The organism is Pseudomonas sp. T8 (assembly GCF_024610635.1).
GTDB lineage: Bacteria > Pseudomonadota > Gammaproteobacteria > Pseudomonadales > Pseudomonadaceae > Aquipseudomonas > Aquipseudomonas chlororaphis_I.
Genome location: NZ_CP102374.1, coordinates 2,978,997 through 3,003,215, shown reverse-complemented (window position 1 = coordinate 3,003,215; position 24,219 = coordinate 2,978,997). Strand labels below are relative to the sequence as shown.

Sequence of the window (24,219 nt, the reverse complement as noted above, 5' to 3'; positions counted from 1 at the left end):
TACCCATGTAGGAGCGGCCGGTCGACGTTCGATTGCCCGCGATAAAGGCGCCGCGGTTTTTCTGAGTCACCGCGCCATCGGTTATCGCGGGCAAGCCTCGCTCCTCCAGAAGTATCCCTTTCCACCCCCTGTCGTGAGGCTTCAAACGGATGCGAGTCCTCAGCATTGTCTGCCTGCTACTGGCCTTGAGCGGTTGCAGCTCGCTGCTGTTCTATCCCGAGCGCGGTTTGCCGTTCACCCCGGACAAGGCCCGGCTCGACTACCGCGACGTCACCCTGAGCGCCGCCGACGGCACGCGCCTGCACGGCTGGTGGCTGCCGGCCAAGGCCGGGGTGCCGGTCAAGGGCACGGTGCTGCACCTGCACGGCAATGGCGGCAACCTGTCCGGGCACCTCGGCGGCAGCTGGTGGTTGCCGGAGCAGGGCTACCAGGTGCTGCTGGTGGACTACCGTGGCTACGGGGTGTCGCAAGGCAAACCGAGCCTGCCGGCGATCTACCAGGACGTCGACGCGGCCTTCCAGTGGCTGGACCGGGCGCCCGAGGTCCAGGGCAAGCCGCTGATTGTCCTGGGCCAGAGCCTGGGCGGCGCCCTGGCCATCCACTATCTGGTGGAACAGCACCCGGAACGCCAGCGCCAGCTCAAGGCCATTGTCTTCGACGGGGTGCCGGCCAGTTACCGCGAGGTGGGTCGTTTTGCCCTGAGCACGTCCTGGATGACCTGGCCGTTCCAGGTGCCGCTGTCCTGGCTGGTGCCGGATGGCGACAGTGCGATCAAGGCCATCGCGCGCCTGGATGGCGTGCCCAAGCTGATCTACCACAGCATCGACGATCCCCTCGTACCGCTTTCCAACGGCATCCGTCTGTATCAAGCTGCGCCCCCGCCCAGGGTGCTGCAGCTGACCCGTGGCGGGCATGTGCAGACCTTCGCCGACCCGGTCTGGCGCCAGGTGATGTTGCGTTACCTTGAGGACCCGCAGCACTTCAACGGCCTGCGCCGCCTGGGCGAAATCCCGAATTACCCTGCACCTTTGAATCCAGTCGTAGAACCTCCAGAGAGTCCGCAATGAGCGAAGAACGTAACGCCATCCCCCTGATCATCACCGGTATCTGCAGCATCCTCGGCACCGTGGCGTGCCTGTGGTACTACGGCTACCTGCATTTTGCCAAGCCGGAGGATGCGTTGCTGCTCAACGATTTCACCATGCTCAAGACCGTGCCCGGCGAGGACTACAAGGTGTCCCTGGAGCCGGCGGCCGAGGTGGCGCAGTGCATCGATGGCGTGCTGGTGCTGTTCGACACCGAGCAGAAAGGCCTGACCGGCGTGCTGGTCAACAACAAGAAGCGCGCCGTGCGCTGCATGGGCCAGGAAACCCCGAAGCTGGAGCAGTGACCGAAAGGTTTGCCAGCGCAAGCCGCGATCCGTTTGCCGCAATAAAAAAGCCCCGCCGATCAAGGCGGGGCTTTTTATTGGCTGCGCGGTTGAGTGCGCAGGGCCGGGCTTAGTTGACGCTGACGGCCGAACGTGGCGCGACCGGCTGGTTGTCGTTGGAAATGGTGACTTCCACGCGACGGTTCATGGCGCGCCCGGAAACGCTGCCGTTGTCGGCAACCGGGTATTGCTTGCCATAACCCTGGGCGACGATGCGTGCCGGATCGACACCCATCTTGATCAGGGCGACCTGTACCGAAGTGGCGCGACGCTCGGACAGCGACTGGTTGTAAGCCGCGCTGCCGGTGCTGTCGGTGTAGCCTTCGACAATCACTTTGCGGTCAGGGTTGTCGCGCAGGAACTGCGCCAGCTTGTTGATGTTGACCAGGCCGCTGGACTTCAGGTCGGCCTTGTTGGTGGCGAACAGCACGTCACCGAAGGTCACCAGGGTACCGCGGTCGGTCTGCTTGGCGTTGAGGCTCGATTGCAGTTGCTTGATCTGCGCGTCGCGGGCATCGAGAAGCGCCTTGGCGCGCTGGTCGCCGGCGTCCTTGAGCTGGGTTTCCGCGGTGCGCAGGGCGATGGTCTGCTTGGCCACTTCAATCCGCTGGTTGGTCAGGTAGGCCAGTTGGTCGACCTTCTTTTCGTCCTCCTTGTTCAGGTAGGCCTTGTCGGCCTTGTCCAGCCATTCGCTGGCGTCCTTGGTTTCCAGGGCCGCCACCTTGGTGGCCTGCGGATTGGCCTGCAGGGCGGAGTAGTTGGTCCGGGCGTTTTCCAGGTTGGCGTTAGGTGGGGTAGAGCATGCCGCCAGCGCCACGCTCAGGGCCAACAGGGCAGGGATCATCAGTTGTTTACGCATAATGGTTTCGTCCTTTTATCGATTGCGAATACGTGGGAATCGGCGCCCGCGGCTCATTGCACGCTGCGCATGCCTTCCTGACGTAGTTCCTGAACACCTTTCTGAGAGTCCTTCAATGCCTGTTCGGCCTTGGCTGCCTGGGCCTTGCGCTCGGCGACGCGGGCGTCCCATTCGGCCTGCTCGGCCAGGCGCCGGGCTTCGTCGTAGTTCTTGTCGTGCATGGCGAGCTCGGCTTGCTTGAGCTTGTCCTGAGCCGATTTCATTTCCACGGCGGCAAATTCGGTACCGCCTGCGCTGACTGCGCTGTTGACCGCAGATTGCGTCACCGCGTATTGCTCGCTCGGCGGATTACCGGCGCAACCGGCCAGGACCAGGCTGCTACCGAGAGCCAGCGCGGCCAGTTTCAGCCCGCGCAGAGGGGTGGACGAGGATTTGGCAGTGCTGATCTTCATGGTCTTCAACTCCATTGGATAACTCCTGAAAAACATCAAAATCCATCCCGGTTCCGACGCCGTAACGCTGAGTGACGACATGCTGAGGGCGTTGAAAATGAAACGGCCGTTCCAGTGATGGTTATTGGCTGTGACCCGAGGCTTTTTTGAATAGTTCAGAGAAGATGGCCAATCGCCCGGAAATTTTCTGACTGCGCGGACAAGGCTCTAAATAAGGAACTTTTGCCGTGCGCAGGGGTACTCCTGACCCGATCCGGGGTCAGGAATAACGCTTTTATCGGGGAAAAAATGCGGGGATGGATCAGTGTTTCTGCTCGTCTGCCTGGGCCGACATATCGTGCAGATAACGCCGCGACAGGGCGAGAAAACGCGGGGTAGGGCCGATGTCTTCGTAGAGCGGATCGCCTTCCTCGTCGGTGGCGACCACATGCTGGCCCTGGACATAAGGGAAGCTGGTTTCGAGTTCCTCCAGGGCAGCCCCGATCAGTTCGCCGAGCAGTTCCTCGGTCCGGCGCTTGGGGTACATCTCGGAAATCGCCGCCAGGCGTGCGGCGGCTTCGACATCCAGGTAGATCGTGTAGCCGGTCTTGGTCAGGCGACCCTTGGCGTTTTCTTCCCAGTGTTGCGCGAGCTCACGGATTTTCATGGCAACCTCAATGAACACCTGCTTGTGGCAGGGCCTGGTGAGTGACCGGCCTGTGCCGGCGCTAAGCCGTTGTGCGGCTTACTCTTGAGACTAGCTCCATCGCGCAAGGTTTAAAGGCGCTTCGTCGTGCGCCGGCCTTGCCCGGAGCCGTTCGCGCCAAGACCGCCCTTGCTAATAGCCATGTGCTGGCGGCACTCTTGGGGCTTAGCAGGAGCCCCGAGTCCGCTGGAGAACAGGTAGATGACCGATATTGATGCGCGCTTGCGCGAAGATGTTCACCTGCTGGGTGAGCTGTTGGGCAACACCATTCGTGAACAGTATGGCGAGGGTTTCCTCGACAAGATCGAACAGATTCGCAAGGGCGCCAAGGCCGACCGGCGCGGTTCGCTGGATGCCGAACTCAGCGCCAGCCTCAACCAGCTCAGCGAGGACGAACTGCTGCCGGTGGCGCGGGCGTTCAACCAGTTTCTCAACCTGGCCAACATTGCCGAGCAGTACCAGTTGATTCACCGTCGCGAGGAGTCGCAGCCGGCGCCGTTCGAGTCGCGGGTGCTGCCGGAACTGCTGGCGCGCCTGCGGGCCGAAGGCCATGGCGCCGAGGCGCTGGCCCGGCAGTTGGGGCGGTTGGAGATCGAACTGGTGCTGACCGCGCACCCTACCGAAGTCGCGCGCCGCACGCTGATCCAGAAATACGATGCCATCGCCGCGCAACTGGCCGCCCAGGACCATCGCGACCTGACCTCGGCCGAACGCGCGCAGATCCAGACCCGCTTGCAGCGCCTGATCGCCGAAGCCTGGCACACCGAAGAAATCCGCCGTACCCGGCCGACCCCGGTGGACGAAGCCAAGTGGGGCTTCGCGGTGATCGAGCATTCGCTGTGGCAGGCCATCCCCAACTATTTGCGCAAGGCCGACCAGGCCCTGCATGCGGCCACCGGCATGCACTTGCCGCTGGAGGCGGCGCCGATCCGCTTCGCTTCGTGGATGGGCGGCGACCGTGACGGCAACCCCAATGTCACCGCGGCGGTGACCCGCGAGGTGCTGTTGCTGGCGCGCTGGATGGCCGCCGACCTGTACCTGCGCGATGTCGATCAACTGGCTGCCGACCTGTCCATGCAGCAGGCCAACGCAGCGTTGCGGACCCTGGCCGGCGACAGCGCCGAACCCTATCGCGCGGTGCTCAAGCAGTTGCGCGAGCGCCTGCGGGCCACCCGCAACTGGGCCCAGGCCTCGTTGAGCGGTAGCGTGCCGGCGACAGCCCAGGTCTTGCAGAACAACCGCGAGCTGCTGGACCCGCTGGAGCTCTGCTACGCGTCCCTGCACGAATGCGGCATGGGCGTGATCGCTGATGGACCGTTGCTCGACTGCCTGCGCCGCGCGGTGACCTTCGGCCTGTTCCTGGTGCGCCTGGACGTGCGTCAGGATTCCTCGCGGCACACCGCGGCCATGACCGAAATCACCGATTACCTGGGGCTGGGCCGCTACGGCGACTGGAGCGAGAAAGAGCGCATCGATTTCCTGATGCGCGAACTGGGCAGCCGCCGTCCGCTGCTGCCCGGTTACTTCAAGCCATCGGCCGATACCGCCGAAGTGCTGGCGACCTGCCGGGAAGTCGCCGCGGCCCCGGCGGCTTCGCTGGGTTCCTATGTCATCTCCATGGCCGGCGCCGCTTCCGATGTGCTCGCCGTGCAACTGCTGCTCAAGGAAGCCGGTGTGCTGCGGCCGATGCGCGTGGTGCCGCTGTTCGAAACCCTGGCCGACCTGGACAACGCCGGCCCGGTGATCGAGCAGTTGCTGCTTTTGCCGGGCTATCGCTCGCGCTTGCAGGGCCCGCAGGAAGTGATGATTGGTTATTCCGACTCGGCCAAGGATGCTGGCACCACGGCTGCTGCCTGGGCGCAGTACCGGGCCCAGGAAAAACTGGTGGATATCTGCCGCGAGCAGCAGGTCGAGCTGTTGCTGTTCCACGGTCGCGGTGGCACCGTGGGGCGTGGCGGCGGCCCGGCCCACGCGGCGATCCTGTCGCAGCCGCCGGGATCGGTGGCGGGGCGCTTCCGCACCACCGAGCAAGGGGAAATGATTCGTTTCAAATTCGGCCTGCCGGACATCGCCGAGCAGAACCTCAATCTCTACCTGGCGGCGGTGCTGGAAGCGACCTTGTTGCCACCGCCGCTGCCGCAGCCGGCCTGGCGCGACCTGATGGACGAGTTGGCCGACGACGGGGTGAAGGCCTATCGCGCGGTGGTACGGGAGAACCCACAGTTCGTCGAGTATTTCCGCCAGTCCACGCCGGAGCAGGAACTGGGGCGCCTGCCATTGGGCAGCCGGCCGGCCAAGCGCCGCGCCGGCGGCATCGAAAGCTTGCGGGCCATTCCGTGGATTTTCGGCTGGACCCAGACGCGCCTGATGCTGCCGGCCTGGCTGGGCTGGGAAACCGCCTTGAGCAAGGCCCTGGAGCGCGGGGAGGGTGAGTTGCTGGGGCAGATGCGCGAACAGTGGCCATTTTTCCGCACGCGCATCGACATGCTGGAGATGGTGCTGGCCAAGGCCGACGCGGATATCGCCCGTTCCTACGACGAGCGATTGGTCGAACCGGCGCTGCTGCCATTGGGTGCGCATTTACGCGACTTATTGTCGCAGGCGTGTTCGGTGGTCTTGGGGCTGACCGGCCAGTCGCAGTTACTGGCACATAGCCCTGACACCCTGGAGTTCATTCGCCTGCGCAATACCTACCTGGACCCGCTGCATCTATTGCAAGCCGAACTGCTGGCCCGTTCGCGGCGCCAGGACGGCGCGCAGGACAGCCCGGTGGAACAGGCGCTGCTGGTGTCTGTGGCGGGGATTGCCGCCGGTTTGCGCAATACCGGCTAAGGTAATTGCCGGGGTTTTCAGTGGCTTGGCGCGGTACTTCGAGCACTCTCCCGAAAGGGCTGGCGACCGTCGCCAGGCGACACTTTGTTATGGGGTTGCGACCAGCAACACCCTGTCGCCAGGGCATAAAGTCGGCGGGTTGCTCCGACTTTCGGCTGCTTGTGTGCGCTGTGTCGGCTGTGTATCTTGATCAGCCTTTGGCCGTTTGGGCGGCCACTATCCCATTTCCGAGATTGGCCCCACGAGGCGAATCCGAGCGTTTCTAAATAAAAAATTGAGGAGCACATCGATGCGCGTAATTCTGCTGGGAGCTCCCGGGGCCGGTAAAGGTACTCAGGCAAAGTTCATCACCGAAAAATTCGGCATTCCGCAAATCTCCACCGGCGACATGCTGCGCGCAGCGGTCAAGGCCGGCACCGAGCTGGGCCTGAAAGCCAAGAGTGTGATGGACGCCGGTGGCCTGGTCTCCGATGACCTGATCATCAACCTGGTCAAGGAACGCATCAGCCAGGCCGATTGCGCCAAGGGTTTCCTGTTCGACGGCTTCCCGCGCACCATTCCTCAGGCCGAAGCGCTGGTCAAGGCCGGCGTCGAGCTGGATAACGTGGTCGAAATCGCCGTCGACGACGAAGAGATCGTCCAGCGTATCGCCGGTCGCCGCGTACACGAAGCCTCGGGCCGCGTTTACCACACTGTCTACAATCCGCCGAAAATCGCCGGTAAAGACGACATCACCGGTGAAGACCTGGTCCAGCGTAAAGACGACACCGAAGAAACCGTGCGTCATCGCCTGTCGGTCTACCACTCCCAGACCAAGCCGCTGGTGGAGTTCTACCAAGGCCTGGCCGCCAATCAGGGCAAGCCGAAGTACAGCCACATCGCGGGCGTCGGTTCGGTCGAGTCGATCACCAGCAAGGTGCTCGAAGCGCTGAGCTGACCAGTCGTACCGGCTTCATCTTCAACGGCCCGCTTGCGGGCCGTTGCTGTTTATAATGCGTCACTTTTTTCAACTCCCTCTGCCTTATGGAAACATCGATGAGCACCTTGCTGGCCCTGGACACCGCGACTGAAGCCTGCTCGGTTGCCTTGCTGCACGACGGCAAGGTGACGAGCCATTACGAGGTGATCCCGCGCCTGCATGCGCAGAAGCTGCTGCCGATGATCCAGACGCTGCTGGCCGATGCCGGCATCAGCCTGCTGGCCGTCGATGCCATTGCCTTCGGTCGTGGGCCGGGGGCCTTTACCGGGGTGCGGATCGCCATTGGCGTGGTGCAGGGCCTGGCCTTCGCCCTCGAGCGCCCGGTGCTGCCGGTGTCGAACCTGGCGGTGCTGGCGCAGCGGGCCTTGCGCGAACACGGTGCGACCCAGGTGGCCGCCGCCATCGATGCGCGGATGGATGAGGTCTACTGGGGCTGCTACCGCGAAGTGGCTGGCGAGATGCGCCTGGCCGGGGCCGAAGCGGTGTTGCCGCCGGAAGCCGCCGCATTGCCGGCGGACGCCAGCGGCGCCTGGTTCGGCGCGGGCACCGGCTGGGGCTATGCCGAGCGTATCGGCGTCGAACTCAGCGGCCAGGATGCGGGTATGCTGCCCCATGCCGAAGATTTGCTGACCCTGGCGCGCTTTGCCTGGGAACGCGGCGAGGCGATCCCGGCGGATGAGGCGCAACCGGTGTACCTGCGGGACAAGGTGGCGACGCCCAAGGCGCGCTGACCGCGCTCCAGGGCCGTCTGCCAGCATGAGTCCGTGCGATGAGCGTGCCAATCGTCAGGTTTTCGCGGCAGTTTCCGGCGGCTTTTAAACCTTTTGCATTTTCTGTGTTCTAGTTATCACTCGGGCATTTGCGTAGTCGGCTAGGTGCCGCTAAATTGCCATCATTGATATCGGGCATGTATTTATGCGCATAGACGGCATTTCCTCTCAGTCCTACCCCATCAAGCGCAAGCCTCGCAAAGGCAGCGTGCTGCTGGACGACTCCCTCGAGGACGCAGATGCCGTCGAAGTCCAACCCGAGACTCCTGCCCAGGCGCGCTCCCAGGCTTCTGCCGGGCGCACCAGCAATCTTCCCGCCCGTCCACAGGACATGATCTTCCAGCGCGCCATGAAAAGAAGCGTCGCCAACGCCCTGGCCAGCTACCTGACCACCGCCGGTTTCGTCGATTGGGATATGGAAGTGGTGGGTCTCGACCTGCACATCTGATGTTGCTGCCTTATTACCTCGGTTGTCCTTCCTGGAGCGAAAACGCCTGGCGTGAGTACCTGTACCCGGAAAGCGCGCGGCCGACGGATTTTCTCGGCCTGTATTGCCAGGTCTTCAATGCCGTGGAAGGCAACACCACCTTCTACGCGCGCCCCGCCGAGGCCACGGTGCAGCGCTGGGCGCAGACCATGCCGGAACATTTCCGCTTCACCGCCAAGTTTCCCGGCGATATCAGCCATGGCGGCGACTTGCGCGAGCAACTGGGCGCGGCCGAGAGCTTCCTGCAATTGCTCAGCCCGCTGGGCGAACGGGTTTCGCCGTTGTGGCTGCAACTGCCTGCGAGCTTCACGCCACAACGCCTGGCCGAGCTGGCGGGCTTTATCGACGGCCTGGAGCGGCCGTTGGCGGTGGAAGTTCGGCATCGGGACTTCTTCGCCAAGGGCGATGCCGAGCGCATGCTCAATCGCCTGCTGCTGGATCGTGGCGTGGAGCGCATCTGCCTCGACCCGCGCGCCTTGTTCAGTTGCACTTCCAGCGAGCCGTCGGTGCTCCATGCGCAATCGAAGAAACCCAAGGTGCCGCCGCGCCCGGCCGCCTTCACCCAGTTTCCCCAGGTGCGCTTTATCGGCCATCCGCAGCTCGAGGCCAACGACCCGTTCCTGGTGCCCTGGATCGACAAGGTCGCCGGCTGGATCGAGGAAGGGCGAACCCCCTACATCTTCCTGCACACCGCCGATAACCGCCTGGCCGCCGAGCTGGCGCGGCGTTTCCACGCGCGCCTGATGCAGCGCCTGCCTGGATTGCCGGCCTTGCCTGAGCTATACAGAGAGCCCGCCGCGGAGCAACTCGGCTTGCTCTGAGGCGGGATCATTTCCCTGCCCAGGAGGCCGCCAATGGATGCGCAAACCCTTCGAGCCCAAACCTTCAAGGCCCTGCATGAGCGTGATCGGGCCTTCGTGATTCCCAACCCCTGGGATGCAGGCTCCGCCAAGATGCTGGCCAGCCTCGGCTTCGAGGCCCTGGCGACCACCAGCGCCGGTTTCGCGTTCTCCCTGGGCCGCCCCGACGCTGAAGGCGCCTTGTCCCTGGAGGACACCCTGGGCAACGTTCGCGCCATAGTCGGGGCCAGCGATCTGCCGGTGGCGGTGGACCTGGAAAACGGTTTTTCCGACAGCCCCGAAGGCTGTGCCCGGACCCTGCGCCAAGCGGCCGCCCGCGGAGCGGTGGGCGGCTCCATCGAAGACGCCACGGGCCGGGCCGATGCTCCGATCTACGACTTCAAGCTGGCGGTCGAGCGTATCGAGGCCTCGGTCGCCGCGGTGCGGCAATTGCCTTTTCCCTTTGTGCTTACCGCGCGGGCGGAGAACCTGCTGCATGGCCGCCAGGATCTGCCGGACACCATTCGCCGCCTGCAAGCCTATGCCGAGGCCGGCGCCGATGTGTTGTATGCGCCCGGGCTGCGCTCGGCCGAGGAAATCATCGCGGTGGTCCGGGCGGTGGCGCCGAAGCCGGTCAACGTGCTGATGTCGGGCGGCCTGAAATTGACCGTGGCGCAACTGAGCGAGCTGGGGGTGAAGCGGATCAGCGTCGGTTCGGCCCTGGCGCGGGCCGCCTATGGCGCCTTCTATCAGGCGGCGCAGGAAATTCGTGACCACGGCAGCTTCCACTTTGCCGACCAGGCCTTGCCGTTCGCGCAGATCAACGGCTTGTTCAAGGGCTGAGCGGCCGGGAGCCAGTGTGCGAGCGGGCAGGCTGTTGTTGCTGTTTTCGTTGCTGGTCGCGGCCGGGCTGGTGAGTGTCTGGCGTGGCTGGCTGCCACTGCCCGCGGCCTGGAATCCCTGGGCGCCCTTGCAGGTCAGGGAGCCGCCCAATCTGTTGACCCGCTTCAAACTGATGCGCCTGCGCGCTGACCCGCAGTTGTGCGATCAGGTATTGCGCGACTCCGGCTTGCGGGTGGCCCGGCAGCAGGACAGCCGCCCGGACGCCGACTGCCCACTGCGCAATGTCCTGCGCGTGCAGGGCGGGGATATCGCCCTGAGCAGCAGCTTCCTCGCCAGTTGCCCGCTGGCCTTTGCCCTGTACCAGTACCATGCTTTGCAACCCGCGGCCCAGGCCGTTTACGGGCAGAGAATAAGCCGCATCGAGCATCTGGGCAGCTTTGCCTGCCGCAACATGTACAGCCGCGAAAACGGTTTCCGCAGCCAGCATGCGACGGCCGATGCCCTGGATATCTCGGGTTTTCGCCTGGCCGACGGTCGCCATATCAGCGTGCTAAAAGACTGGCCGGGGGAGGGGGCGGACGCGCGTTTTCTGCGCCTGGCCCGCGACGGGGCCTGCGATGCGTTCCAAGTGGTGCTGAGTCCGGATTACAACGCCGCCCATCGCAACCACTTCCACCTGGATGTGGGGCCCTGGTGGATCTGTCGATGAAACCGGCTTGAGGTTTAGGCGGCGATCCGCAGGTTCTGCAGGATCAGCGGACGCGCCCAGCCGGTATCGAAATCGAACTGTTTCTGCTGCTCGATAAGCTCTTCCGGCGGGAAGGGCGGAAAGGGTTTGTCCAGCAGGTCCATTTCGAATTCGGCGATCGGCAGGTGCAACGGCCGTGGTTGCGGCGCCGGGCTCGGCTCGGGCAGGGGCTGGCCGGCATTGAGGACAATGGGGCGTACCCAGCCGCTTTCGAAGTCTTGCTGGCGTTGCTGGGCGACGATTTCTTCAGGCGGGAAGGGCGGAAAGGGTTTGTCCAGCAGGTCCATTTCGAACTCGGCGATCGGCAGGAACAGCGGCTCCGGCGGGCGGATCTCGGTGTCCTGGACGTCGCAATGGCGCTGGGTAACGATTTGCGTCAGCAGGTCGCTGCCGCCATGGGGTTCGGTCGGGCCGTCCACTGCCACCAGAGAATTGTCGTCAGTGACCTTCGTGCCATCGCCGCGTTGCTCGGCCAGCGCCTGGGCAAAAAAATCCTGCCACAGATGGCTGACGCCGCTCAGTGCCTGGGAATTTTTGAGGCCGTAATCGCCGTGGGGCGATATGACGCCAATGGATAGGCTTCGAATGTCTGACATTTCTCTCGGGTCGACGCTCAGCTCTGGCAAAATGCCGGATAGTTCTTTTATCGGCAGTTTTTGCCGATCATTAATTTTTTGAGCGTGTTTTCAGATGAGTGAGCAACCAGCGGCCTGCCGCATCAAAGTCGAGGCCTTGGCCGATGCATTCCAGCCGCAGGCGGCGCACTGGGCCGAGCGACTGGGGCTGCCATTGCAGATCGACGAGGCGGAGTTCGCCCTGCAGGTCGGCGAGCAGGGCTTGCAACTGCAGCAGCTCGGCGCCGACGCGCCAGGGCCGGTGCGCGTGGACTTTGTCGAAGGCGGCGCGGCGCATCGGCGGCTGTACGGTGGCGGTAGCGGGCAGATGATCGCCAAGGCGGTGGGGATCGCCCAGGGCGTGCGTCCGCGGATCCTGGATGCCACGGCGGGGCTGGGCAAGGATGCGTTCGTCCTGGCCAGCCTGGGCTGCGAGATGAGCCTGATCGAGCGCCAGCCATTGATCGGCGCCTTATTGGAAGACGGCCTGGCCCGGGCGGGAGAGGATTTCGAGGTGGCGCCGATCGTGGCGCGCATGCACTTGCTCAAAGGCAACTCGATCGAGGTGATGCGCAACTGGGAGGGCGAGCCGCCCCAGGTGATCTACCTGGACCCGATGTTCCCGCATCGGGAAAAGACCGCGCTGGTGAAAAAGGAAATGCGCCTGTTCCGCCCCCTGGTCGGAGACGATCCGGATGCCCCGGCGCTGCTGGAGGCCGCCCTGGCCCTGGCCAGCCACCGGGTGGTGGTCAAGCGCCCGCGCAAGGCGCCGTGCATCGCCGGCCCCAAGCCGAGCCATGCGCTGGATGGCAAATCCAGCCGCTACGATATCTATCCGAAGAAGGCGCTCAAGGCCTGATAACGGGAAGGCCCTCTGGGCCTTCAATCGCGAGCAAGCTCGCTCCTACAGAGGCTTGTACCATCCCTGTAGGAGCGAGCTTGCTCGCAATGGCTGTCAGGCCGGCTCCGGCCGATACGCGCGCATGAACAATCCCACCACTTCCCGCACATGCTCCTCGGCGTCTTCATCGCTCAGCGGCTCGCCGCAGCCGTAGAGCAGGCGAAAGTTCGCCGTGCCCTTGAGCAGGCAGAAGAAATGCTCGGCGGCATTACGCGGTTTGTCGATGCTCAGGGCACCGCTCTGGTCGATCCGGGCCAACAGCCGCTCCATGCCTTGCAGCATACGCAGGGGGCCGGCCTCGAAGAAGATCTGCGAGAGCTTCGGGTCCTGGCTGCCCAGGGCCAGCATCAGGCGATGCAGGTTCAAGGATTCTTCGCTGTTGATCAGCAGGTGAAAGCCCCGGGCTATGTTCAGCAACACGCTTTCGATCGGCATGCCGGCAGGCAGCTCGAAGATCAGCGTCGGCAGCTGCTCCTCGCACTTGGCCATTACCGCGGAGGAGAACAGTGTCTCCTTGTCGTTGAAATGGCTGTACACCGTCAGCTTGGAAACACCGGCTTCGGCAGCCACCGCGTCCATGCTGGTGCTGGCGTAGCCATTGCTCAGGAACAGCGTTTTCGCGGCTTCGAGAATGGCCTGGCGTTTTGCCAGATCCTTGGGGCGGCCGGGGCCGTTTGAGGTGGAAAGATTGTCGGACATTCTTCGCTTTAATACTGGACTGGTGAGTTTGCTATTAATAACATACCCGCCAGTATAATTATTCGAAGCACCCTTAGCGAAAGGTCCCTCACCATGTTCCGCTATGCCTTACCCCTCGCGTTGCCTGTCAGCCTGGCCGTTCTGCTGTCCGCGTGCGGACATGAAGAAACGGCGCAAACCACCATTCGCCCAGCCATGGTGGTGCAGCCAGAGCCCGCGGCACAGGCCATGGACAGCTACCCTGGCGAGGTCCGCGCGCGTTACGAACCGGACCTGGCGTTCCGGATTGGGGGCAAGGTCAGCCGACGACTGGTCGATGAGGGGCAGCGGGTGAAAGCCGACCAGCCATTGGCCGAGCTCGATCCGCAGGACGTGCGGCTGCAACTGGAAGCCACCCGGGCCCAGGTGGCAGCGGCCGAAGCCAACCTGAACCTGGTGCGTTCCGAGCGCGACCGCTATAAGACCCTGATGGATCGGCAACTGGTCAGCCGTTCCCAGTACGACAACGCCGAGAACCTGTATCGCTCGGGCCTGGCCCGGCTCAAGCAGATCAAGGCCGAGTTCGACGTGGCCAGCAACCAGGCCGGCTACGCCGTGCTGCGCGCGCCCCAGGATGGCGTCGTGGCCCGGCGTACGGTGGAGGTCGGCCAGGTGGTTGCCGCCGGCCAGACCGTCTTTACCCTGGCCACCGACGGCGAGCGGGAAGTGCTGATCAGCCTGCCGGAGCAGGGTTTCGGTCGTTTCCACATCGGCCAGCCAGTGTCGGTGGAACTGTGGAGCCAGCCCGACCAGCGTTTCGCCGGGCAGATCCGCGAGCTGTCGCCGGCCGCCGACCCACGCTCCCGTACCTTCGCCGCCCGCATCGCCTTTACCGCCGGCAAGGTTCCGGCCGAACTGGGGCAGAGCGCCCGGGTGTTCATCCAGGCCGCGGCCAGTGTGCCGTTGTCGGTGCCGCTGTCGGCGGTGACCGCGGAAAACGGCGCCGCCTATGTCTGGCGGGTCGACGCCAACAACACCCTGAAAAAGACCCCGGTGCGTCTCGGTGCCTTCGGTGAGAAGAGCGTGCCGGTGCTCGAGGGCCTTGGGGTCAGTGACTGGGTAGTGGCGGCTGGCGTGCATGTGCTCCATGAGGGGCAGCAGGTGCGCCCGGTGGATCGCTCCAACCGCGTGGTCAATCTGGCGGCCAAGGAGTAATCCCCGATGGGTTTCAATCTTTCCGAATGGGCGTTGCGCAACCGCCAGATCGTGCTGTTCCTGATGCTGTTGCTGGCCATTGTCGGGGCGTTGTCCTACACCAAGCTGGGCCAGAGCGAAGACCCACCCTTCACCTTCAAGGCCATGGTGATCCGCACCAACTGGCCGGGCGCCACGGCCCAGGAGGTTTCCCGGCAGGTCACCGAGCGTATTGAAAAGAAGCTGATGGAAACCGGCGAGTACGAGCGCATCGTCTCGTTTTCCCGCCCGGGCGAGTCCCAGGTGACCTTCATGGCGCGCGACTCGATGCACTCGAACCAGATCCCCGAGCTCTGGTATCAGGTGCGCAAGAAGATCAGCGATATCCGCCATACCTTGCCGCCGGGTATCCAGGGCCCGTTCTTCAACGACGAGTTCGGCACCACCTTCGGCAATATCTACGCGCTGACCGGCGACGGTTTCGACTACGCGGTGCTCAAGGATTACGCCGACCGCATCCAGATCCAGCTGCAGCGGGTCAAGGACGTGGGCAAGGTCGAGCTGCTGGGCCTGCAGGACGAGAAAGTCTGGATCGAACTGTCGAACGTCAAGCTGGCGACCCTCGGTCTACCGCTGGCAGCGGTGCAGCAGGCCCTGGAGGAGCAGAACGCGGTGTCTACCGCCGGTTTCTTCGAGACCAGCAGCGAGCGCCTGCAATTGCGTGTGTCCGGTAATTTCCAGAGCGTCGAGCAGATCAGCAATTTCCCGATCCGGGTGGCCGACCGCACCTTCCGGATCGGCGATGTGGCGGACGTGCGCCGCGGCTTCAATGATCCGCCGGCGCCGCGCATGCGCTTCATGGGCCAGGACGCGATCGGCCTGGCGGTGGCGATGAAGGACGGCGGCGACATCCTGGTGCTGGGCAAGGCGCTGGAACTGGAGTTCGCCCGGATCCAGAAAAACCTCCCCGCCGGCATGGAGCTGCGCAAGGTCTCCGACCAGCCGGCCGCGGTGAAGACCGGCGTCGGCGAGTTCGTCCAGGTGCTGGTGGAAGCCCTGGCGATCGTGCTGCTGGTGAGTTTCTTTTCCCTCGGTGTGCGCACCGGCATGGTGGTGGCCCTGGCGATTCCGCTGGTGCTGGCGATGACCTTCGCCACCATGTATTACCTGGGGATCGGCCTGCACAAGATCTCCCTCGGCGCGCTGGTATTGGCCCTGGGCCTGCTGGTGGACGACGCAATCATTGCGGTGGAGATGATGGCGATCAAGATGGAGCAGGGCTACGACCGGCTCAAGGCCGCCAGCTACGCCTGGACCAGCACCGCGTTCCCGATGCTCACCGGTACCCTGATCACCGCCGCGGGTTTCCTGCCGATTGCCACGGCGCAGTCCGGCACCGGCGAATACACCCGTTCGATCTTCCAGGTGGTGACCATCGCCCTGCTGGCTTCGTGGATCGCCGCGGTGGTGTTCGTGCCCTATCTGGGCGAGAAGTTGCTGCCGGACCTGGCCAAGCTGCATGCGGCCAAGCACGGCAACGGTGACGGCCAGCCCGATCCGTACGGCACGCCGTTCTATCAGCGGGTGCGGCGGATGGTGGAATGGTGCGTGCGCCGGCGCAAGACCGTGATCGCCCTGACCGTGCTGCTGTTCATTGCCTCGGTGATGCTGTTCCGCTTCGTGCCGCAGCAGTTCTTCCCGGCTTCCGGGCGGCTGGAGCTGATGGTCGACCTGAAGCTGGCCGAGGGCGCGTCCCTGAGCAACACCGCCGATCAGGTCAAGCGCCTGGAGGCGATGCTCAAGGAGCACGCCGGCATCGATAACTACGTGGCTTACGTCGGCACCGGTTCGCCGCGTTTCTACCTGCCCCTGGACCAGCAACTGCCGGCGGCGAGTTTTGCCCAGTTCGTGGTGCTGGCCAAGACCATCGAGGAGCGGGAAAGCCTGCGCAGCTGGCTGATCGAAACCCTCGACGAACAGTTCCCGACCCTGCGTTCGCGGGTCACCCGCCTGGAGAACGGCCCGCCCGTGGGTTACCCGGTGCAGTTCCGCGTCACCGGCGAGCACATCGAAGAAGTGCGGGCCCTGGCGCGCAAGGTGGCAGCCAAGGTGCGCGAGAACCCCCATGTGACCAACGTGCACCTGGACTGGGAAGAACCGAGCAAGGTGGTCTACCTCAATATCGATCAGGACCGTGCGCGGGCCCTGGGCGTGAGCACGGCCAACCTGGCGAAGTTCCTGCAAAGCTCGCTCACCGGCTCCAGCGTCAGCCAGTACCGCGAAGACAACGAGTTGATCGAGATCCTGCTGCGCGGGACCTTGCATGAACGTACCGAGCTGTCGCTGCTGTCGAGCCTGGCGGTGCCCACCGACAACGGCAAGAGCGTGGCGCTGTCGCAGGTCGCGACCCTGGAGTACGGCTTCGAGGAAGGCATCATCTGGCACCGCAACCGCCTGCCGAACGTCACCGTGCGTGCCGACATCTATGGCAAGGAACAACCGGCGACCCTGGTGCAGCAGATCCTGCCGACCCTCGAGCCGATCCGCGCCGAACTGCCGGACGGTTACCTGCTGGACGTCGGCGGCACCGTGGAAGACTCGGCCCGTGGGCAGAACTCGGTGAAGGCCGGCGTGCCGCTGTTCATCGTGGTGGTGCTGACCCTGCTGATGCTGCAACTGCGCAGCTTCTCGCGCACGGCGATGGTGTTCCTCACCGCGCCGCTGGGGCTGATCGGCGTGACCCTGTTCCTGATGGTGTTCCGCCAGCCGTTCGGCTTCGTGGCCATGCTCGGGACCATCGCGCTGTCGGGGATGATCATGCGCAACTCGGTGATCCTGGTGGATCAGATCGAGCAGGACATCGCCGCCGGGCTCAAGCCGTGGCAGGCAATCATCGAAGCGACGGTAAGGCGCTTCCGGCCGATCGTGCTGACCGCGCTGGCGGCGGTGCTGGCGATGATCCCGCTGTCACGCAGCGTGTTCTTCGGGCCGATGGCGGTGGCGATCATGGGTGGGCTGATTGTGGCGACGGCGCTGACCCTGCTGTTCTTGCCGGCGCTGTATGCGGCGTGGTTCAGGGTCAAGAAAACCTGATTCGCCTGTAGGAGCGAGGCTTGCCCGCGATCTAGACGCCACGGTGTGCCAGACACACCGCGGTGAGGCCATCGCGGGCAATCGAGCGTCGACCGGCCGCTCCTACAGGTAGGGGTTACAGAGTACCAAACACCTTCTTCGCCAGGCTGGTGGCCGCTGCCGCCGGGTTCTCGCGAATGGTCGCCTCCTGCTTGCCGATCATCTCGAACAGGCCGTTGAGCGCCTGTTCGGTCACGTAGCCTTCGATATTCGCGTTCTTCGCATCCAGCACGCCGAGGGTGGCGGCCTGGCCGGCGAAGGCGTTGTACTGCTTGGCCAGGCCCACCTGGTCGGTGGCCTGCTTGACGATCGGCAGGAACTTCACGCGGATCTGCTCGCGGCTGGTCTTGCTCAGGTACTGGGTGGCGGAATCCTTGCCACCGCTGAGAATGCCCTTGGCGTCCTCCACGCTCATCTTCTTCACCGCATCCACCAGCAGCGCCTGGGCCTGCGGCACAGCGGCCTCGGCGGCCTTGTTCATGCTGCTCTCGAGTTCTTCGACCTGGGCGCCCATGCCGAACTGCTTCATTTTCTTCGCCACTTTGCCGAGGTTGCCCGGCAACTCGATGCGCACGTCCGGGTTATTGCTGAAACCGCCGGCGGTGCCCAGCTGTTTGACCGCGACCTGGGCTCCCTGGGTCAGGGCGTCCTTGAGGCCGCCGGTGGCATCTTGCTGCGACAGGTCGCCGAGGGACAGCGCCAGGGCACTGGCGGAGATCAACAGGCCGGCGCACAGGCTGGTGAAGCGAAGGGAAGAACGGAGCATGGCAGCTTCCTTGTTCAAGAAAAGGGATTAACGAGCCGCGTCGACGCGGATTTTCAGCGGTTGCGGGTCGCTGCCGTCGAGTTTCACCCCGTTGTGCTCGGTGGTGACGAACAGCAGTTTGCCGGCCAGCTCGATCCGCGCGCTGACCGAATAACGGTGCCCGGGTTTGACCTGGGCCGGGTCGTAGCTGAGGTGGAAGGGCAGCGGCACCTGGCCTTTGACCGGGCCTTTCTGTTCGGCCAGCACCACCGCGGGGGCGTCGGCCAGCGACACGTCCTGCAGGCTGACGCTGAGGGTGGCGGCTGGCGGCAGGGCGATGCGTTGCAGGTAGAAGACTTCGCCGTCGAGGCTGGCGTTGCTGGCAGGTTGCATGCTGTTACAGGCCCCGAGCAGGGTGGTAAGGGCGAGCAGGGTGAGCTTTTTCATGATGGATCTCCGTATCGGGAGGCGCCAGAAACCGCCTGGCGCCGATAAGAATCTAGTCGCTTTGTTGCGGGGCGGCGACCTGCTCGGCGGCATCTTCGCTGCGGTGCAGGGCCACCTGGCGGATCGACAGGCGAATCTCCGCCGGCAGCACGCGCTTGGCGGCGCCTTCGGCCAGTTCGCCGAGCAATTCGTGGTAGCTCAGCTTGCCGGCTTCGTCGCGGCGCAGCACGTCCTGCTCCAGCAAGGTCTGGATGAAGTGGCGGAACAGGCTCTTGTCGAAGAACTCCGGGGCATTCAGGCCATGCAGGATCGACAGGCGCTGGGCCATGACCGTGCACAGGTCTTCCAGTTCTTCGGCGCTGATGCTGCGCTGGCCGCTGTTGAGCAGCAGCGAGATGGCCATGTAGAAGCGCTGCAGGGTCTGGGCGATGCTCTTGGACAGCAGGGTCAGCAGCACGAAGTGCCGTGAACTCGGCGCCGGACGCAGGTACAGGTCCTTCTCGAAGCGCAGCAGGCCTTGCTCGACGAAGGCTTCCAGCCACTGGTCGATCACCCCGTCCAGCTCGTCCAGGGACCAGCGGATGAACAGCTCCGACTGCAGGTAGGGATACAGCGCGCGGGTGTAGCGCAGGATCTGTTCGCGGCTCATGCGCGACGAACTCTGGAAGAAGCTCGCCAGCAACGCCGGCAGGGCGAAGATGTGCAGCACGTTGTTGCGGTAGTAGGTCATCAGGACGGCGTTCTGCTCGTCCAGGTAGAGGATCTTGCCCAGGGCATCGCTCTGCTCGGACAGCAGGTCCATGTCCTTCACATGTTCGATCAAGGCCCGGCCATCGCCTTCCGGCAGGGTGGTGTGGGGCGAGTAGGGGACTTTGCGCAGCAGCGCCAGGTACAGGTCCAGGACCCGGGCCATGGCACGGTCGTCGAGGGCCAGGCGGCTGGTGGAGAGCAGCGCCAGGGCCACCAGGTTGACCGGGTTGATCGCCGCCGCTTCGTTCAGGTGCTGGGCGACTTTTTCCCCCAGGCGGTTGGTGGTTTCGTTGAGCCAGGCCGGCTTGAACTGTGGGCCCAGCTCCTGGGCGCGCCAGCCCGGCTGTTCCTGATCGAGGAACTCGGCCAGCTTGATCGGCTCGCCGAAGTTCACCGCCACCTGGCCGAAGCGCTGCTTGAGGGCGCCGATGACCTTGAAGATGTCGAAGATCGACTCTTTCTTCTTGCTCGCGCCGCGCAGTTCGCCCAGGTAGGTGCGGCCTTCCAGCACGCGCTCGTAGCCGATGTACACCGGCACGAAGACGATCGGCATGCGCGAGGAGCGCAGGAAGCTGCGCAGGGTGATGGCCAGCATCCCGGTTTTCGGTTGCAGCATGCGCCCGGTGCGCGAGCGTCCGCCTTCGACGAAGTACTCCACCGGGAAACCCTTGGTGAACAGGGTGTGCAGGTATTCGTTGAACACTGAGGTGTAGAGCGGGTTGCCCTTGAAGGTGCGGCGCATGAAGAACGCGCCACCCCTGCGCAGCAGGCTGCCGATCACCGGCATGTTCAGGTTGATCCCGGCGGCGATGTGCGGCGGGGTCAGGCCGTTGCGGAACAGCAGGTAGGACAGCAGCAGGTAGTCGATATGGCTGCGGTGGCAGGGCACATAGATCACTTCGTGACCGGGGGCGACTTTCTGCACGCTTTCGATGTGGTTGACCTTGATCCCGTCGTAGATCTTGTTCCAGAACCAGCTCAGCACCACTTCGAGGAAGCGGATCGCGGTGAAGGTGTAGTCCGAGGCGATCTCGTTGCCATAGCGCAGGGCCACGGCCTTGGCTTTTTCCGGGGAGATCTTTTCCCGTTCGGCTTCGTCGAGGATCGCCTGCCTGACCAGCGGCTGGTTCAGCAGGCCCTTGACCAGGTTGCGGCGGTGGGAAATGTCCGGGCCGATCACCGCGGCCTTCAGGTTGCGGAAATGCACCCGCAGGATGCGCTGGGCCATGCGCACGGTGCGCTCGTGGCCCTTGTTGTGCTCGATCAGCTCGCGCAGGTGGATCGGCGCGGAGAATTGCACCCGGGTCTTGCGGCCCAAAATCATGATGCTCAGCAGCCGGCGCAGGCGCCCGGTGACCGCCCAGCTGTCGGCGAACAACAGTTTCCACGGGCTCGACTCGCTGTCTGGCGACTGGCCCCAGAACACGCTGACCGGAATGATCTGCGCGTCTTCGGCGGCATTCTGGCTCAGGGCGCTGACCAGGCGGGTCAGGGTCGGTGGCGCGCCGCGCTTGTCCTGGCGGCCGAGCCAGTCCGGGGCCGGGGTCAGGTAGAAGAATGCGGCGGGTTCCAGCAGGTTGCCCACCGAGACCGGCAGCACCGGGCGCGGCAACCCGGCCTTGGTGCACTCGGTATCGACCACGGCGAGGTCGGTGAGCGAAGGGTTTTGCAGGACGTAGAACACCGGGCGACTGCGGTCGAGGTTGAGGGTGAAGGACGACTGGTTGATCGTCTCCGAGCGAACCCAGAGGTACAACAGTCGGCGCAAGGTGCCAAACACAAGACGGCGGAACGGGGAGCGGGTCATACTGCTTCTGCTTTAGTGGAAAAAACCGAGCAGTTGCTCGGGGCGGCTAGTGTGCCGGATTCACCGAAAATCGGCAAAAAAGCGGCAAACAAGATTGAGTTGAGAGTTTTTGTGCCTGTCATATACTCGCCCGACTGACGCCTGGGCATGTGGGCCCCATCAATAGAAACCCAGGTCCAGGCGAAAGTTCTCACGGCTTCGTTTCAGTAAGCCGACTGATAATAAAAAGACGGAGGATGGATTGATGGCAACTCGCGAGACCGGCAGCGTGAAGTGGTTCAACGACGCCAAGGGCTACGGCTTCATTCAGCGTGAAGGTGGTGCCGATGTATTTGTCCACTACCGTGCTATTCGTGGTGAAGGCCACCGCTCGCTGACCGAAGGGCAGCAGGTTGAATACGCCGTGGTAGAGGGGCAGAAGGGGTTGCAGGCTGAGGATGTAGTGGGCTTGTAAGCGTTGTGCCTTGTAGGAGCGAAGCTTGCTCGCGATAGCGTTGTGTCAGGTAAAACGCTATCGCGGGCAAGCCTCGCTCCTACAGTAATCGGAATCAGGCGGTACGCCAGGTAATCTCTTCTTCCCCGTCGGCACTGATGCGAATCCAGCGGTCGGCCGATTCTTCACCTTCTTCCTCGACCCAACTGCCCGGTGCGCAGCGCACTTCGACGTTCAGCGCGGCGAAGGCGGCGCGGGCACAGGCGATGTCGTCGTCCCACGGCGTCTGGTCGCTTTCCAGGTACAGGCTGTTCCACTTGCCCACGGCTTTCGGCAGCCAGGTCACCGGCACGCTGCCGGCCTTGCATTTGTAGGTCTGGCCTTTCTGCACCCAGTCGCTGCACGGGCCCAGGGCTGCGCCGAGCCAGGCGGCGATAGCCTTGTGGTCGACGTCGGCGTCTTTCAGGTAAATCTCGATATCCGGTTGGCGCATGGATGTCCTCACTGCGGGTCTGAAAAATCCATTCGCGGATTTATTCGGCCTCGAGTCGCTGCTCGAGGCCGTGGATTGATGGGTTATTGCAGAACGAAGTAATCGTAGCGCATCGACACGCTGACCTCGAAGGGCTCGGCCTGCTCGATCACGCTGGCTCGGCGTTCGGCACTGGCGCGCCAGCCGTGGGGCGTCATGGCCAGCAGGTTGGCGCGATCCTGCGGATTGCTCAACGTCAGCTTGAAGTCCAGGGTTTCACTGTGTTGCAGCGCCATGCCCGCGGGCACCAGCGCCAGGTGTTTGTCGTCGGTGTATTCGCGGACCTCGTCGTACAGGCGCTCGCGCAATTCCATCAGGTGACCGCTGGTCGGCCCGACCTTCATCAGGCCGCCGCCAGGGCTGAGCAGGCGCTTGGCTTCCTGCCAGTCCAGCGGGCTGAAGACACTGGCGAGGAACTGGCAGCTGGCATCGGCCAGGGGCACCCGGGCCATGCTGGCGATCAACCAGGTCAGCTGCGGGGCACGGCGACAGGCGCGCTTGACCGCTTCCCGGGAGATGTCTAGGGCATAACCGTCCGCCTGGGGCAGCGCTTGGGCGATCTGTGCGGTGTAGTAACCCTCGCCGCAACCGATATCGACCCAGTGCTGCGGGGCGCGCTCGGCGGCCAGTTCGGCCAGGCGCCTGGCCACCGGGGCGTAATGGCCGGCATTGAGAAAGTCGCGGCGGGCTTCGACCATGGCCTGGTTGTCGCCCGGGTCGCGGCTGTTCTTGTGCTGCACCGGCAGCAGGTTCAGGTAACCCTGGCGGGCGCGGTCGAAGCGGTGCCCGGCCGGGCACACGACACCGTTGTCGACGGCGCTCAGGGGCGCCGCGCAGATAGGGCAGGCAAGCATCAGGCGAGCAACTTGATCAGGGTCTGGTAGTAGATTTCGGTCAGCACGTCGAGATCGCTGGCCAGCACCCGCTCGTTGACCTGGTGGATGGTGGCGTTGACCGGGCCCAGCTCGACCACCTGGGTGCCGAGGGTGGCGATGAAGCGCCCGTCGGAGGTGCCGCCGCTGGTGGAGGCTTTGGTCTCGCGGCCGGTGACGTCCTTGATGCTGGCCGACACCGCGTCGAGCAGGGCGCCCGGCTCGGTGAGGAACGGCAGGCCCGACAACGCCCACTCCACATGCCAGTCCAGGCCGTGCTTGTCGAGGATGGTGGCCACGCGCTGTTGCAGGCCTTCAACCGTGGATTCGGTGGAGAAGCGGAAGTTGAACACTGCCACCAGCTCGCCGGGGATCACGTTGGTCGCGCCGGTGCCGGAATTCAGGTTGGAAATCTGGAAGCTGGTCGGCGGGAAGAAGGCATTGCCGTCGTCCCAATGCTCCGCAGCCAGTTCGGCCAGGGCCGGGGCGGCCAGGTGGATCGGGTTCTTGGCCAGGTGCGGGTAGGCCACGTGGCCCTGCACGCCGCGCACCGTGAGCTTGGCGCCGAGGGAGCCGCGACGGCCGTTCTTGACCACGTCACCGACCAGGCTGGTGCTCGACGGCTCGCCGACGATGCACCAGTCCAGGCGCTCCTTGCGCGCCGCCAGGCGCTCGACCACGGCCTTGGTGCCGTGGTGCGCCGGGCCTTCTTCGTCGCTGGTGATCAGGAAAGCCACCGAGCCTTTGTGGTCCGGGTAGTCGGCGACGAAACGCTCGGTCGCCACCAGCATCGCCGCCAGGCTGCCTTTCATGTCCGCCGCGCCGCGCCCGCAGAGCATGCCGTGCTCGTCGATCAACGCGTCGAACGGGTCGTTCTGCCAGGCCTGGACCGGGCCGGTGGGCACCACGTCGGTGTGGCCGGCGAAACACAGCACCGGGCCTTCGTGCTTGCCGTGGGTGGCCCAGAAGTTATCCACATCCTCGATGCGCATCGGCTCCAGCTTGAAGCCGGCATCGCCCAGGCGCTGCATCATCAGCTTCTGGCAGTCGGCGTCGACCGGCGTCACCGACGGGCGGCGGATCAGGTCACAGGCGAGTTGCAGGGTCGGCGAAAGGTCGGCGTGGGCCGTCATGGGGAAACTCCGAAGCAGGGGCAAGGTCAGGCGCTGCTCTTTCTCCGTAGGAGCGAGC

Annotated in this window: 24 protein-coding genes; 13 read left to right on the top strand and 11 right to left on the bottom strand. The window is 64.3% G+C overall.

What is annotated here, in order from left to right; genetic code table 11:
• Positions 1 to 149: 149 nt before the first annotated feature.
• Together NRG23_RS13480 and NRG23_RS13475 are read left to right on the top strand one after the other, a co-directional pair.
• The gene (locus tag NRG23_RS13480; protein ID WP_101281874.1) at positions 150 to 1,067 is read left to right on the top strand and encodes an alpha/beta hydrolase; all 918 of its coding nucleotides are present in this window, start codon (positions 150 to 152) and stop codon (positions 1,065 to 1,067) included.
• Positions 1,064 to 1,390: a hypothetical protein gene (locus NRG23_RS13475; protein ID WP_023969761.1), complete on the top strand. Its 327-nt coding sequence runs from the start codon at positions 1,064 to 1,066 to the stop codon at positions 1,388 to 1,390. The genes NRG23_RS13480 and NRG23_RS13475 overlap by 4 nt, the downstream gene beginning before the upstream one ends.
• A gap of 109 nt (positions 1,391 to 1,499) precedes the next feature.
• Here the strand turns inward: NRG23_RS13475 and NRG23_RS13470 are convergent, their stop codons facing one another.
• The 3 genes from NRG23_RS13470 to NRG23_RS13460 all read right to left on the bottom strand — a co-directional run bounded on the left by NRG23_RS13470 (position 1,500) and on the right by NRG23_RS13460 (position 3,386).
• Positions 1,500 to 2,288 carry an OmpA family protein gene (locus tag NRG23_RS13470; protein ID WP_009047181.1) on the bottom strand — a complete coding sequence of 263 codons (789 nt, stop codon included), beginning with the start codon at positions 2,286 to 2,288 and terminating at the stop codon, positions 1,500 to 1,502.
• Positions 2,289 to 2,341: 53 nt separating this feature from the next.
• Positions 2,342 to 2,755: a DUF4398 domain-containing protein gene (locus NRG23_RS13465; protein WP_009047182.1), complete on the bottom strand. Its 414-nt coding sequence runs from the start codon at positions 2,753 to 2,755 to the stop codon at positions 2,342 to 2,344.
• A gap of 286 nt (positions 2,756 to 3,041) precedes the next feature.
• On the bottom strand, positions 3,042 to 3,386 hold the full coding sequence (locus NRG23_RS13460) for a hypothetical protein (protein ID WP_009047183.1): 345 nt from the start codon (positions 3,384 to 3,386) through the stop codon (positions 3,042 to 3,044).
• 240 nt (positions 3,387 to 3,626) lie between these two features.
• Here NRG23_RS13460 and ppc point away from each other — a divergent pair, with 240 nt between their 5' ends.
• The 7 genes from ppc (at position 3,627) to NRG23_RS13425 (ending at position 10,884) form a co-directional block, all read left to right on the top strand.
• Positions 3,627 to 6,257, top strand: a complete 2,631-nt coding sequence (gene ppc, locus NRG23_RS13455; protein ID WP_028681746.1) for a phosphoenolpyruvate carboxylase — start codon at positions 3,627 to 3,629, stop codon at positions 6,255 to 6,257.
• 289 nt (positions 6,258 to 6,546) lie between these two features.
• Positions 6,547 to 7,194, top strand: a complete 648-nt coding sequence (gene adk, locus NRG23_RS13450; protein ID WP_009047185.1) for an adenylate kinase — start codon at positions 6,547 to 6,549, stop codon at positions 7,192 to 7,194.
• 98 nt (positions 7,195 to 7,292) lie between these two features.
• Positions 7,293 to 7,967, top strand: a complete 675-nt coding sequence (gene tsaB, locus NRG23_RS13445) for a tRNA (adenosine(37)-N6)-threonylcarbamoyltransferase complex dimerization subunit type 1 TsaB (RefSeq protein WP_257374748.1) — start codon at positions 7,293 to 7,295, stop codon at positions 7,965 to 7,967.
• A gap of 184 nt (positions 7,968 to 8,151) precedes the next feature.
• Complete coding sequence (locus NRG23_RS13440) at positions 8,152 to 8,454, top strand: hypothetical protein (protein WP_009047187.1); 303 nt, start codon at positions 8,152 to 8,154, stop codon at positions 8,452 to 8,454.
• Complete coding sequence (locus NRG23_RS13435) at positions 8,454 to 9,314, top strand: DUF72 domain-containing protein (RefSeq protein ID WP_038630694.1); 861 nt, start codon at positions 8,454 to 8,456, stop codon at positions 9,312 to 9,314. Before NRG23_RS13440 ends, NRG23_RS13435 begins: the two co-directional genes overlap by 1 nt.
• A gap of 33 nt (positions 9,315 to 9,347) precedes the next feature.
• On the top strand, positions 9,348 to 10,175 hold the full coding sequence (locus NRG23_RS13430; RefSeq protein WP_257374747.1) for an oxaloacetate decarboxylase: 828 nt from the start codon (positions 9,348 to 9,350) through the stop codon (positions 10,173 to 10,175).
• A 16-nt stretch (positions 10,176 to 10,191) separates the two neighbouring features.
• On the top strand, positions 10,192 to 10,884 hold the full coding sequence (locus tag NRG23_RS13425; protein WP_257374746.1) for an extensin family protein: 693 nt from the start codon (positions 10,192 to 10,194) through the stop codon (positions 10,882 to 10,884).
• A gap of 14 nt (positions 10,885 to 10,898) precedes the next feature.
• Here the strand turns inward: NRG23_RS13425 and NRG23_RS13420 are convergent, their stop codons facing one another.
• Positions 10,899 to 11,519 (bottom strand): energy transducer TonB, encoded by a 621-nt coding sequence (locus NRG23_RS13420; protein WP_257374743.1) that lies wholly within the window; start codon positions 11,517 to 11,519, stop codon positions 10,899 to 10,901.
• A gap of 94 nt (positions 11,520 to 11,613) precedes the next feature.
• Between NRG23_RS13420 and NRG23_RS13415 the strand changes: the two genes are divergently transcribed.
• On the top strand, positions 11,614 to 12,396 hold the full coding sequence (locus tag NRG23_RS13415) for a class I SAM-dependent methyltransferase (RefSeq protein WP_028681752.1): 783 nt from the start codon (positions 11,614 to 11,616) through the stop codon (positions 12,394 to 12,396).
• 96 nt (positions 12,397 to 12,492) lie between these two features.
• Here NRG23_RS13415 and NRG23_RS13410 read toward each other — a convergent pair whose 3' ends face one another.
• Complete coding sequence (locus NRG23_RS13410; RefSeq protein ID WP_028681753.1) at positions 12,493 to 13,137, bottom strand: TetR/AcrR family transcriptional regulator; 645 nt, start codon at positions 13,135 to 13,137, stop codon at positions 12,493 to 12,495.
• Between the two features lie 93 nt (positions 13,138 to 13,230).
• Here NRG23_RS13410 and NRG23_RS13405 point away from each other — a divergent pair, with 93 nt between their 5' ends.
• Together NRG23_RS13405 and NRG23_RS13400 are read left to right on the top strand one after the other, a co-directional pair.
• Entirely contained in the window at positions 13,231 to 14,331 is a 1,101-nt protein-coding gene (locus NRG23_RS13405) for an efflux RND transporter periplasmic adaptor subunit (protein WP_028681754.1), read from the top strand.
• Between the two features lie 6 nt (positions 14,332 to 14,337).
• Positions 14,338 to 17,403, top strand: coding sequence for an efflux RND transporter permease subunit (locus NRG23_RS13400; RefSeq protein ID WP_009047195.1), 3,066 nt, complete (start codon positions 14,338 to 14,340; stop codon positions 17,401 to 17,403).
• A 115-nt stretch (positions 17,404 to 17,518) separates the two neighbouring features.
• Here NRG23_RS13400 and NRG23_RS13395 read toward each other — a convergent pair whose 3' ends face one another.
• From NRG23_RS13395 to plsB, 3 genes are read right to left on the bottom strand one after another with little or no spacing between them, the layout of a single operon-like run.
• Complete coding sequence (locus tag NRG23_RS13395) at positions 17,519 to 18,208, bottom strand: DUF4197 domain-containing protein (protein ID WP_009047196.1); 690 nt, start codon at positions 18,206 to 18,208, stop codon at positions 17,519 to 17,521.
• Between the two features lie 27 nt (positions 18,209 to 18,235).
• Complete coding sequence (locus tag NRG23_RS13390; RefSeq protein ID WP_041985752.1) at positions 18,236 to 18,634, bottom strand: YbaY family lipoprotein; 399 nt, start codon at positions 18,632 to 18,634, stop codon at positions 18,236 to 18,238.
• 52 nt (positions 18,635 to 18,686) lie between these two features.
• Positions 18,687 to 21,191 (bottom strand): glycerol-3-phosphate 1-O-acyltransferase PlsB, encoded by a 2,505-nt coding sequence (gene plsB / locus NRG23_RS13385; protein ID WP_009047198.1) that lies wholly within the window; start codon positions 21,189 to 21,191, stop codon positions 18,687 to 18,689.
• 244 nt (positions 21,192 to 21,435) lie between these two features.
• Between plsB and NRG23_RS13380 the strand changes: the two genes are divergently transcribed.
• Positions 21,436 to 21,645, top strand: a complete 210-nt coding sequence (locus NRG23_RS13380) for a cold-shock protein (RefSeq protein WP_007927922.1) — start codon at positions 21,436 to 21,438, stop codon at positions 21,643 to 21,645.
• Between the two features lie 94 nt (positions 21,646 to 21,739).
• On the opposite strand, the gene NRG23_RS13375 is transcribed toward NRG23_RS13380, so the two are convergent.
• From NRG23_RS13375 to dapE, 3 genes are all read right to left on the bottom strand, one after another.
• Positions 21,740 to 22,117, bottom strand: coding sequence for a hypothetical protein (locus NRG23_RS13375; RefSeq protein WP_007927921.1), 378 nt, complete (start codon positions 22,115 to 22,117; stop codon positions 21,740 to 21,742).
• Positions 22,118 to 22,200: 83 nt separating this feature from the next.
• Positions 22,201 to 23,010, bottom strand: coding sequence for a putative RNA methyltransferase (locus NRG23_RS13370; RefSeq protein WP_038630709.1), 810 nt, complete (start codon positions 23,008 to 23,010; stop codon positions 22,201 to 22,203).
• Entirely contained in the window at positions 23,010 to 24,161 is a 1,152-nt protein-coding gene (gene dapE / locus NRG23_RS13365) for a succinyl-diaminopimelate desuccinylase (RefSeq protein ID WP_053268449.1), read from the bottom strand. Before dapE ends, NRG23_RS13370 begins: the two co-directional genes overlap by 1 nt.
• Positions 24,162 to 24,219 lie beyond the last annotated feature (58 nt).